The organism is Oryzihumus sp., assembly GCF_036391795.1.
Lineage (GTDB): Bacteria > Actinomycetota > Actinomycetes > Actinomycetales > Dermatophilaceae > Oryzihumus.
The window spans coordinates 1-9,894 of record NZ_DASVZH010000295.1 but is presented as its reverse complement, the minus strand read 5'-3'; the positions used below and the strand labels follow the sequence as shown (position 1 = coordinate 9,894).

Annotated in this window: 8 protein-coding genes and 1 pseudogene; 5 read left to right on the top strand and 4 right to left on the bottom strand. The window is 75.8% G+C overall.

Annotated elements, in window-relative coordinates; all coding sequences use genetic code 11:
• Together VF825_RS20125 and VF825_RS18225 are read right to left on the bottom strand one after the other, a co-directional pair.
• Positions 1–137, bottom strand: a pseudogene (locus VF825_RS20125) (ABC transporter ATP-binding protein); the annotation flags it as partial.
• A 26-nt stretch (positions 138–163) separates the two neighbouring features.
• A complete protein-coding gene (locus VF825_RS18225; RefSeq protein WP_331116027.1) occupies positions 164–391 on the bottom strand; it encodes a DUF3046 domain-containing protein in 228 nt (75 codons plus the stop codon).
• A gap of 133 nt (positions 392–524) precedes the next feature.
• Between VF825_RS18225 and VF825_RS18220 the strand changes: the two genes are divergently transcribed.
• From VF825_RS18220 to VF825_RS18210, 3 genes are all read left to right on the top strand, one after another.
• A complete protein-coding gene (locus VF825_RS18220) occupies positions 525–1,010 on the top strand; it encodes a hypothetical protein (protein WP_331116025.1) in 486 nt (161 codons plus the stop codon).
• An 82-nt stretch (positions 1,011–1,092) separates the two neighbouring features.
• Complete coding sequence (locus VF825_RS18215) at positions 1,093–1,683, top strand: helix-turn-helix domain-containing protein (protein WP_331116023.1); 591 nt, start codon at positions 1,093–1,095, stop codon at positions 1,681–1,683.
• A complete protein-coding gene (locus VF825_RS18210) occupies positions 1,680–3,002 on the top strand; it encodes an MFS transporter (protein WP_331116021.1) in 1,323 nt (440 codons plus the stop codon). The genes VF825_RS18215 and VF825_RS18210 overlap by 4 nt, the downstream gene beginning before the upstream one ends.
• A gap of 88 nt (positions 3,003–3,090) precedes the next feature.
• On the opposite strand, the gene VF825_RS18205 is transcribed toward VF825_RS18210, so the two are convergent.
• Together VF825_RS18205 and VF825_RS18200 are read right to left on the bottom strand one after the other, a co-directional pair.
• Positions 3,091–3,291, bottom strand: a complete 201-nt coding sequence (locus VF825_RS18205; RefSeq protein ID WP_331116019.1) for a hypothetical protein — start codon at positions 3,289–3,291, stop codon at positions 3,091–3,093.
• A gap of 175 nt (positions 3,292–3,466) precedes the next feature.
• Positions 3,467–4,027 (bottom strand): N-acetyltransferase, encoded by a 561-nt coding sequence (locus tag VF825_RS18200; RefSeq protein ID WP_331116017.1) that lies wholly within the window; start codon positions 4,025–4,027, stop codon positions 3,467–3,469.
• A gap of 97 nt (positions 4,028–4,124) precedes the next feature.
• Here VF825_RS18200 and VF825_RS18195 point away from each other — a divergent pair, with 97 nt between their 5' ends.
• Both VF825_RS18195 and VF825_RS18190 read left to right on the top strand, forming a co-directional pair.
• Positions 4,125–8,933, top strand: coding sequence for an ATP-dependent helicase (locus VF825_RS18195; protein WP_331116015.1), 4,809 nt, complete (start codon positions 4,125–4,127; stop codon positions 8,931–8,933).
• Positions 8,934–8,942: 9 nt separating this feature from the next.
• Positions 8,943–9,812 carry a DNA-formamidopyrimidine glycosylase family protein gene (locus tag VF825_RS18190; protein WP_331116013.1) on the top strand — a complete coding sequence of 290 codons (870 nt, stop codon included), beginning with the start codon at positions 8,943–8,945 and terminating at the stop codon, positions 9,810–9,812.
• The last annotated feature ends 82 nt before the right edge of the window (positions 9,813–9,894 follow it).

The window sequence follows — 9,894 nt, the reverse complement described above, 5'->3', positions numbered from 1 at the left end:
GGGCCCAGGAAGCCGAAGGCCTCCCCCCGCCGGACGCCGAAGTCGATGCCGTCGACGGCGGTGAAGTCGCCAAAGGTCTTGGTCAGCCCGCTCGCGCGGATGAGGATGTCGTCGTCGGTCCCCGTCACAGGCGTCAACGCTAGTGCCGGACACCGACAGGGGATCAACCCGTTTTCCGCGGCTTGTGGTCCTTGCCGAGCCGGCGCGACTCCGGGACGTCCATGTCGTCGCACAGGGCGAACCACACCTCGCGGGGCCCGATGCCCGCCTCGAGCGCCTGGGCGGCCGTGCGGTTGCCCAGCGCCCCGAGCACGTGGTCGCGCGCGAGCGAGCGGGCGTAGCCCGCCCCGAACTCGTCGTCCATCAGCCGCCAGAAGTCGCTCAACCGCACCGGCCGAGTCTCGCACAGCACCGGGCCACCCCGGTCCCTGCCGCGGGCCCGGGCCGAATGTCCACAGAGGCGGGGACAGGCACGGAGGGTGACTTGTACGGTGCTGCCACGGTTCCTTCGGGGGATGGTGGCCATGCGCTCCACACCACATGTCACGCGGCGCCACCGAGGCCATGCCCGGGCGGCGCTGGCGGGGCTGCTCGCCACAGCCGCGCTGGCCTCCTGCTCCCCCGGCATCCCTGCGGGCCGTCCCGCCGCGCGGGCGAGCGGCGAGTCGTTCGAGCAGCACTGCGCCGACGGCCGGCCGTCGATGGTCGGTGTGACCGCGCGCCGCAGCGGCCGAGCCGTGGTCGTCACCTGGGGACTCCCCCGGGTCGTGGCCGAGGCACGGACCTACCGAGTGCTGCGTGGCGGACCGGGGGCGCGCTGGGACCGCGTCGGGGAGCTCCGCCTCCCGGCCGGCGCCGCACGTCGCTACGTCGACCCCGCCCCACCTCCCGGCTCGCTGCGTTACGCGGTCGTCGAGATCGACGCCTGCGGGGTCGGGCCCATGTGCTCCCCCACCGGCCTCGGACAGCGCTGCGCCGTCGCGACCGTGCCGGCACGAGCGGCGGGCTGAGCGTTCCCGACGCCGCCGCCATCCCGCATCGGAATCGCAAAGGGATCTTTGCAAACATTTCTTTGTGATCTAGCCTCGACTCATGGCACGCAGCTTCGAACCCGACCCTGAGCGGGACCTCGTCCTCGACACCTCGGCGATGAAGGCCCTGGCCCACCCCCTGCGGATGCGCCTGCTCAGCCTGCTCCGTGCCCACGGCCCGGCCACCGCCACGCAGCTCGCCGCGCGCGTGGGCGTCAACACCGGCGCCACCAGCTACCACCTGCGCCAGCTCGCAGGCGCCGGCCTCGTCGTGGAGGACGAGGAGCGCGGCAACGCCCGCGACCGGTGGTGGAAGGCGGCCCACCGCCGCACGTACCTGCAGGGCAGCCCCGGTCCGGACAGCGCCGAGCTGGAGGGCGCCTACCTCGACGCGGTCGCGGAGGTCTACTCCTCCAACATGCGCCAGGCCATCGCCGAGCTGCCGACGCTGCCGAAGGCGTGGGACAGCGCGACGACCCTGAGCAACTACGGCCTGCGCCTCACCGCCACGGAGGCCGCCGCCCTGCTCGAGGACCTCGAGGCGGTCATCGCGCGCTACCGCGCCGCCGACTCCCCCGACCCGGCCCCCCGCGGCGCCCGGCGCGTCACCCTGCAGCTGCAGGAGTTCGTCACCCCCGGCGCCGGGTCATGAGCCGGGCCGCCCGCCGCCGGACGCGCACCGGGGGGTCCCGGCGCAGCCTCTACGGCCTGCTCACCGCCTCGGTCACCTCCGTCGCCGGCACCCGGGTCTCGGCCATCGCGCTGCCGTGGTTCGTCCTCACCACGACGGGCTCCGCCGCGCAGACCGGCCTCGTCGTGCTCTTCGAGCTCACCCCCTACGTCCTGGTCAAGGCCCTCGGCGGCCCGCTGATCGACCGGCGCGGCCCGCGGGTGGTCAGCCTGACCGCCGACGTGGTCAGCGCGGTGGTCGCCGCGTGCATCCCGCTGTTGTATGCCACGGGCCAGCTCACCCTGCCGGTGCTGCTGGGCCTGGTCGCCCTCCTGGGCTGCGCCCGCGGCCCCGGCGACGCCGCCAAGTCCGCCCTCGTGCCCGCCGTCGCCGACGCCGCGGGCCTGCCGCTGGAGCGGGTCACCGGGCTGGAGGGCACCGCCAACCGCACCGCCTCGATCGTCGCGCCCGGCCTGGCCGGCGTGCTCATCGCCGCCATCGGGCCGGCCAGCGCGGTGCTCGCCGACGCGCTGAGCTTCGCCGTCGCCGCGGTCCTGATCGGGGCCACCGCGCCCCGGCACACCCCGCCGAACGAGGAGGTGAGCGAGGCGGCATACCTGCACCGGCTGCGGCAGGGCTGGGACTTCCTGCGCCGCGAGCCCCTCCTGCGGGCCGCCATGGCCATGGTGGCCGTGACGAACTGGCTCGACTCCGCCTACGGCACGGTGCTGCTGCCGGTGTGGGTGCGCGACCACGGCTACGGCCCGCAGCTGATCGGCCTGCTCGGCTCGACGTTCGGCCTGACCGCCACGCTGGGCAGCCTGCTCGCGACAGCGTGGTCGGCACGGCTGCCCCGCCGGCTGACCTACCTGGTCGGGTTCACCCTCTGCGGGGCGCCGCGGTTCGTGGCGCTGGCGATGGGGGCTCCCGTGGCGGTCCTGGTCGGGGTGGGCGTGGTCGGTGGCTTCGGCGCCGGGTTCATCAACCCGGTGCTCGGCGCGATCATGCTCGAGCGCATCCCCCGCCACCTCATCGGTCGGGTCGGCTCCCTGTCCGACGCGGTGTGCTGGGTCGGTATCCCGCTGGGTGGGGTCAGCGCCGGTGCCGCGATCGCGCTCGTGGGGCTGGCGCCCGCCCTCGCGGTCGCCGGCGGGCTGTACTTCGTCACCACCCTGCTGCCGGGGCTGCGTCCCGAGTGGCGCGAGATGGACCGGCGCCGGGTCAGCGGGCTGCCGCACGAGCCGGCGCTGGCTGCGGCGGGTCCAGGCGCTGCCGGAACAGCTCCTCCCCCGCCGGCGTGAGCCGCAGGCCCCGGCCCTGGGTGCGCCGCACCCACTCGCGCTCGAGGAAGGTCCGGGCCACCTCGCCGCCCAGCGCCCCGTCGAGGTGCTAGCGGCGCTCGGTCCAGTCCAGACAGGGCCGCACCACCGGCCGCCGACCCGCCAGGGCGCGGTCCACGTCCACCCCGAGCGCCCGCAGCTCCCCGGCGCCGGCATCGGTCAGCAGGTATGCCGGGTCCGTCGCCACCCAGCCGTGCCCGACCAGGGCGTCGTGGACGCGGACGCCGAGCTCCCCGGCCAGGTGGTCCAAGCAGGCGTCCCACGGTCGTGAAGTCGGTGGCCATGGGCCCACCGTAGGCCGGGCACGCTTCGGCGACGGCCGAACCGTCGCGCATGCAGCGTCGCCGCCATGTCGACCCTGAAGCCGCCCCTGCCGGCCAGCGCCCCCACGGCCGACCCGGGCGCGGTGGAGGCCGACGGGTGGGTCAGCGCAGGCCGACGCAGTCGTGGGCCCAGAACGGGTCCGGGTAGACCAGGGCACCGGTCATCCAGGGCTCCCGGGCCGGCAGGGTGACCACCTGGAACGCCGGCTCCGGGATGCGCACGCTCGGGCGGGTGAACCCGTGGGCGCTGCCCGGCTCGAAGCCCAGCCGCGAGTAGTAGGCCGGGCTGCCCTCGAGGAACACCGCCGGGCTGCCCGCGTCCCCGGCCGCTGCGACGGCGTGGGCGACGAGCGCGCGGCCGACCCCGCCGCGCTGGTGCTCGGGCAGCACCGACAGCGGGCTGAGGACGTGGACCTCGACCAGGCGCTGCGGGGCGTCCACCCAGCCGCGCGTCAGCATCACGTGGCCGACGACGGCGCCGTCGCGCAGCGCCACGTAGGAGAGCCGGCCGGCGAAGGCGTCCGAGGCCTGCAGCGCGTCGACGAGGTCGGCCACCTGCGGGCCCTCCTCACCGAAGGCGGCCTCGACGACCCGCCGGACCGACGCCCGCTCGGCCGGGTCGGTCGCGTCCTGCAGGCGGATGACGGGCGGGGCGGCGGTCATGGGCGTGAGGCTAGGCAGGCTCGCGCGGGCGGTCCACCGGGTTTCGGCGATCGGCGCCGCGCCGGTGTCGGTGCAGGGTGGCAGGCTGTCTTCCACGATGAGCTCCGACGTCCTCGACCGCTTCTCCCCCGCCACCCGCGAGTGGTTCGGCGGGTCCTTCGCCGCGCCGACGGCCGCGCAGGCGGGGGCATGGGACGCCATCAGCTCGGGGCAGCACACCCTGGTGGTGGCGCCGACCGGGTCGGGCAAGACGCTCTCGGCGTTCCTGTGGGCGCTGGACCGGCTGGCCTCCACTCCCCCGCCCGCGGAGGCGCTGCGGCGTTGCCGGGTGCTCTACATCTCCCCGATGAAGGCGCTGGCCGTCGACGTTGAGCGCAACCTGCGCTCCCCGCTGGTCGGGATCGGGCACGCAGCCACCCGCCTGGGCCTGCCGCAGCCGGAGGTGTCGGTCGCGGTCCGCTCCGGCGACACCACGGCGGCCGAGCGGCGCCTGTTCGCCCGGCAGCCCGCGGACGTGCTCATCACCACGCCCGAGTCGCTGTTCCTGCTGCTGACCTCCAAGGCCCGCGAGTCGCTGGCCGGCGTCGAGACGGTGATCATCGACGAGGTCCACGCCGTGGCCGGCACCAAGCGCGGCGCCCACCTGGCCCTCAGCCTGGAGCGGCTCGACGCCCTGCTGGAGCAGCCGGCCCAGCGGGTCGGCCTCTCCGCGACGGTCCGCCCGGTCGAGGAGGTGGCGCGCTACCTCGCCGGAGGACGGCCGGTCTCAATCGTCCAGCCGGAGTCCACCAAGGAGTGGGACCTGCAGGTCGTCGTACCGATCGCCGACATGTCCGCCCTCGGCGAGGTCACCGGTGACCTGTCCGGGCCGGCCGCCGGCGCCGAGCGCCGGGCCTCGATCTGGCCCCACGTCGAGGAGCGCATCGTCGACCTCATCGCCGACCACCGCTCGACCCTGGTCTTCGCCAACTCCCGGCGACTCGCCGAGCGGCTCACCGCCCGGCTCAACGAGATCTGGGAGGAGCGGCTGGAAGCCGCGGCCGAGGGGACCGGTGAGCCGCCCCCTGAGGCGACGGCACGGCATACCCCGGCCCAGCTCATGGCCCAGGCGGGCCAGAGCCACGGCGCCGCCCCGGTGCTCGCCCGTGCCCACCACGGCTCGGTGAGCAAGGAGCAGCGGGCCCTGATCGAGGACGACCTCAAGGCCGGCCGGCTGCCCGCCGTGGTCGCGACCAGCTCCCTCGAGCTCGGCATCGACATGGGCGCGGTCGACCTCGTCGTGCAGGTCGAGTCGCCACCGAGCGTGGCCAGCGGGTTGCAGCGCGTCGGGCGCGCCGGGCACCAGGTGGGCGCGGTCTCGCGTGGCGTGGTGTTCCCGAAGTTCCGCGGCGACCTCGTGCAGACCGCCGTCGTCGTCGACCGCATGCGCGCCGGCGCGATCGAGTCCCTGCGCGTGCCCGCCAACCCCGTCGACGTGCTCGCCCAGCAGGTGGTCGCCATGACCGCCATGGACGAGTGGACCGTCGACGACCTCGAGCAGGTGGTCCGCCGGGCCACCCCGTTCGCGACGCTGCCCCGCTCGATCCTGGAGTCCGTGCTCGACATGCTCTCCGGGCGCTACCCCAGCGACGAGTTCGCCGAGCTGCGCCCGCGCCTGGTGTGGGACCGGGTCACCGGCACCCTGACCGGGCGGCCGGGGGCGCAGCGGCTGGCGGTCACCTCAGGGGGCACCATTCCCGACCGCGGGCTGTATGCCGTGTTCCTCGCCACCGGCGAGGGCACCGGCCGGCGGGTGGGCGAGCTCGACGAGGAGATGGTCTACGAGTCGCGCGTGGGCGACGTGTTCACCCTCGGGTCCTCCTCGTGGCGGATCGAGGACATCACCCACGACCGGGTGCTGGTCACCCCGGCGCCGGGTCAGCCCGGCAAGCTGCCGTTCTGGCACGGCGACTCGCTTGGCCGGCCGGCCGAGCTCGGGCGCGCCGTGGGGCAGTTCGTCCGCGAGATCGTCGCCGCCACGCCCGAGGACGCCCGCGAGCGGGTGCGCGCGACCGGGCTGGACGAGTGGGCCGCCGACAACCTGCTGACCTACCTGGCCGAGCAGCGCGAGGCCACCCGGCACGTGCCCGACGACCGCACGATCGTGGTCGAGCGGTTCCGCGACGAGCTCGGCGACTGGCGGGTGGCCGTGCACTCCCCCTTCGGGGCGCAGGTCCACGCACCGTGGGCGCTCTGCGTCTCGGCCCGGATGCGCGAGCGGTTCGGCGTCGACGTGCAGGCGATGCACGGCGACGACGGCATCGTCTTCCGGTTGCCTGACATCGAGCTCGAGGGCGAGCAGGGTGGGTCGGTGGGTGCCGAGCTGCTCGGCCTGGTCGCGCTCGACCCCGACGAGGTGCACGACCTCGTGACCACCGAGATCGGCGGCTCGGCGCTGTTCGCTTCCCGGTTCCGCGAGTGCGCGGCCCGGGCGCTGCTGCTCCCCCGCCGACGGCCGGACCGGCGCCAGGCCCTGTGGCAGCAACGCCAACGGGCCGCCCAGCTGCTCGAGGTGGCCAGCAAGTACGCCTCGTTTCCGATCATCCTCGAGACGGTGCGCGAGTGCGTCCAGGACGTCTTCGACGTGCCGGGCCTGGTCGGGCTCATGGGTGAGCTGCGCTCGCGGTCGGTGCGGATGGTCGAGGTGGAGACGCCCACGCCCTCGCCGTTCGCCCGGTCACTGCTGTTCGGCTACGTCGCCCAGTTCCTCTACGAGGGCGACTCCCCGCTGGCCGAGCGCCGCGCCGCCGCGCTGGCCCTCGACCCCACCCTGCTGGCCGAGCTCCTCGGCCGGGGCGAAGGCGCCGCCCTGCGTGACCTGCTCGACCCGGCGGAGCTGGCCCGCACCGAGGCCGAGCTGCAGCGCCTGGCCGAGGGGCGCCGGGCGCGCGACGCCGAGGACGTGGCCGACCTCGTCCGGGTGCTCGGGGCGCTGCCGCTGGCCGCGATCCGCGAGCGCTGCGTGGAGGGCACCGCGGCCAAGGAGGTCTCCGGCTGGCTGGTCGACCTCGAGAGCGACCGACGCCTGATCCGCGTCCGCATCGCCGGCGAGGAGCGCTGGGCCGCGATCGAGGACGCCGGGCGCCTGCGTGACGCCCTGGGGGCCGCGGTGCCGGTCGGCGTCCCCGAGGTGTTCCTGGAGCCTGTGCCCGACTCGTTGGGTGACCTGGTGGCGCGCTACGCCCGCACGCACGGGCCGTTCACCCTGCACGACGTGGCCACCTGGTTCGGGCTGGGCACCGCTGTCGTCGGCACCGCGGTGCACCGCCTCGTCAGCGCCGGCCGGGTGGTCGAGGGCGAGCTGCGGCCCGTGGAGTCCGGCGGCGGCCAGCACGGCACCGACTACTGCGACGCCGAGGTGCTGCGGACCCTGCGCCGCCGGTCGTTGGCGGCCCTGCGCGCCGAGGTCGAGCCGGTGCCCCCGGTCGACCTGGCACGGTTCCTGCCTGCGTGGCAGGGCGTCGGCGCCGGACTGCGGGGCACCGAGGGAGTGCTGCGGGCGGTGGAGCAGCTCGCCGGGGCGGTCCTGCCGGCCAGCGCGGTCGAGACGCTCGTGCTGCCCGCGCGGGTCGCCGACTACACCCCCGCGCTGCTCGACGAGCTGACCGCCTCGGGCGAGGTCCTCTGGCGCGGGCACGCCGCCCTGCCCGGTGACGACGGCTGGGTGTCGCTCCACCTGGCCGAGACCGCCCACCTGACGCTGGCCCCCGCCGGCGAGGAGCTCGAGCTGACCGCCGGGCACCAGTCCGTGCTCGACGCGCTGGCCGGCGGCGGGGCCTTCTTCTTCCGCACCCTCGCCGACGCCGTGGGCAGCACCGACGACGCGGCCCTGACCCAGCTGCTGTGGGACCTGGTGTGGGCCGGGCACGTCACCAACGACACGCTGGCCCCGCTGCGGGCGCTGCTCTCCGGCGGACGCACGGCCCACAAGCCACGCCGCTCGGCACCCCGTTCGACCCGCTACTCCGGCCGCGCCGGTTCCCTGGGGGCGCTGTCCGGACGCCGTCCGGCGGTGGGTCGTCCCGCGCTGCCCGCCCGGTCGGGTCCCCCGACCGCTGCCGGGCGCTGGTCCCTGCTGCCTCCGGTGGAGCCGGACGCCACGGTGCGGTCCTACGCGACCGCCGAGGTGCTGCTCGACCGCTACGGCGTCGTGACCCGCGGGTCGGTGGTCGCCGAGGGCGTGAGCGGGGGGTTCGCCGGGGTCTACCGCGTTCTTGCCGCCGCCGAGGAGTCGGGCCGCGTGCGGCGGGGCTACTTCGTCGAGGGCCTGGGCGCGGCGCAGTTCGCCACCACCGGTGCGGTCGACCGGCTCCGTGCCTTCAGCCGGCCGTTGCCCGAGGCCTCGGCCCCCGCCATGCCCGAGTGGGAGACCCCCTTGCCGGGGGGCGGCGACTGGACCGGTGCCGGGTCGCGCCCTGGTGGCACGCCGCGGCCGGGGTTCGGCGCGGCCGGGGGGAGACGCGGCCCGGGTGCGCGTGGGCCGGCTGGACCGTCCGCCGTGGTCCTCGCCGCGTCCGACCCGGCCAACCCCTACGGCGCGGCGCTGTCCTGGCCGGAGCGCGCCGGTGACGCGGGCGGCCACAAGCCCGGGCGCAAGGCGGGGGCCCTCGTGGTCCTGGTCGACGGCGCCCTGGCCATCTACGTCGAGCGCGGCGGCAAGACGCTGCTGTCCTGGACCGAGGAGCTGCCGGTGCTGCAGGCGGCCGCCGACGCGCTGGCGCTGGCCGTGCGCGAGGGTGCCCTCGGGCGGCTCACCGTCGAGAAGGCCGACGGCGGGGCCGTCCTCGGCTCCGACCACCCGCTGGCCGCAGCGCTGGCCGAGGCCGGCTTCCACGCCACCCCGCGCGGCCTGCGACTGCGGCGGTGAGGGCCATCCATGCCTGAGGGCGACACCGTCTGGCGCACCGCCCACCGCCTCGACCAGGCCCTGGCGGGATCCCCGCTGCTGGTGGCGGACCTGCGCTGGCCCTCGCTCGCGACGACAGACCTGCGGGGTGCGACCACGCTGGAGGTGCTCAGCCGCGGCAAGCACATCCTCCAGCGCCTGGACAGCGGCCAGACGCTGCACAGCCACCTGCGGATGGAGGGACAGTGGCGCGTCGAGGCCACGCCACGGGTCACCGCGCGCCAGCTCGCCGGCGACCGCGTACGAGCCGCCCTCGGCACCGCCGACTGGACCGCCCTGGGACTGCGCCTGGGCATGCTCGACCTGGTGCCGACCACGGAGGAAGGCACGCTCGTGGGCCACCTCGGGCCGGACCTGCTCGGGCCTGACTGGGACCCCTCCCTGGCTCTGGCCAACCTGCGCCGCGAGCCGAGCCGGCTGCTCGGCGCCGCGTTGCTGGACCAGCGCAACCTGGCCGGCATCGGCACCTTGTGGGCGGCCGAGTCACTCTTCCTGGAGGGGCTGCACCCGTGGGCGCCGGTGGGCGAGGTCGACGACGACGCGCTCGCCGGGGTGGTCGAGCGCGCCCACCGGCTGCTGCGGGCCAGCAGCCGGCAGGCGGTGCAGTCGAGCACCGGCAGCACCCGACGTGGCGAGACCAGTTACGCCCATGCCCGCTCGGGGCGGCCGTGCCGGCGCTGCGGTGGCACCATCCGCGTGGCGATGATCGGGGACCCGCCGCAGGAACGGACGATGTTCTACTGCCCCGGGTGCCAGGGCGGGCTGGGACCGACCGACGACGGCCGGGCGCAGCGTCCGCTGGGGTCGGGGCCGCGGCAGACCCGCGCCGGCTACCGCTAGGCCCCCGGGCCCCCGCGACACCCGCGGCACCCCGGCACCGGCACCCCGGCACCCGGCACCCGGCACCCGGCACCCGGGCCAG

Excerpts from the sequence above, each read along its gene's own strand:
- VF825_RS18220 (WP_331116025.1), top strand. The coding sequence starts at position 525 with ATGCGCTCCACACCACATGTCACGCGGCGCCACCGAGGCCATGCCCGG.
- VF825_RS18215 (WP_331116023.1), top strand. The coding sequence starts at position 1,093 with ATGGCACGCAGCTTCGAACCCGACCCTGAGCGGGACCTCGTCCTCGAC.
- VF825_RS18210 (WP_331116021.1), top strand. The coding sequence starts at position 1,680 with ATGAGCCGGGCCGCCCGCCGCCGGACGCGCACCGGGGGGTCCCGGCGC.
- VF825_RS18200 (WP_331116017.1), bottom strand. The coding sequence starts at position 4,027 with ATGACCGCCGCCCCGCCCGTCATCCGCCTGCAGGACGCGACCGACCCG.
- VF825_RS18195 (WP_331116015.1), top strand. The coding sequence starts at position 4,125 with ATGAGCTCCGACGTCCTCGACCGCTTCTCCCCCGCCACCCGCGAGTGG.
- VF825_RS18190 (WP_331116013.1), top strand. The coding sequence starts at position 8,943 with ATGCCTGAGGGCGACACCGTCTGGCGCACCGCCCACCGCCTCGACCAG.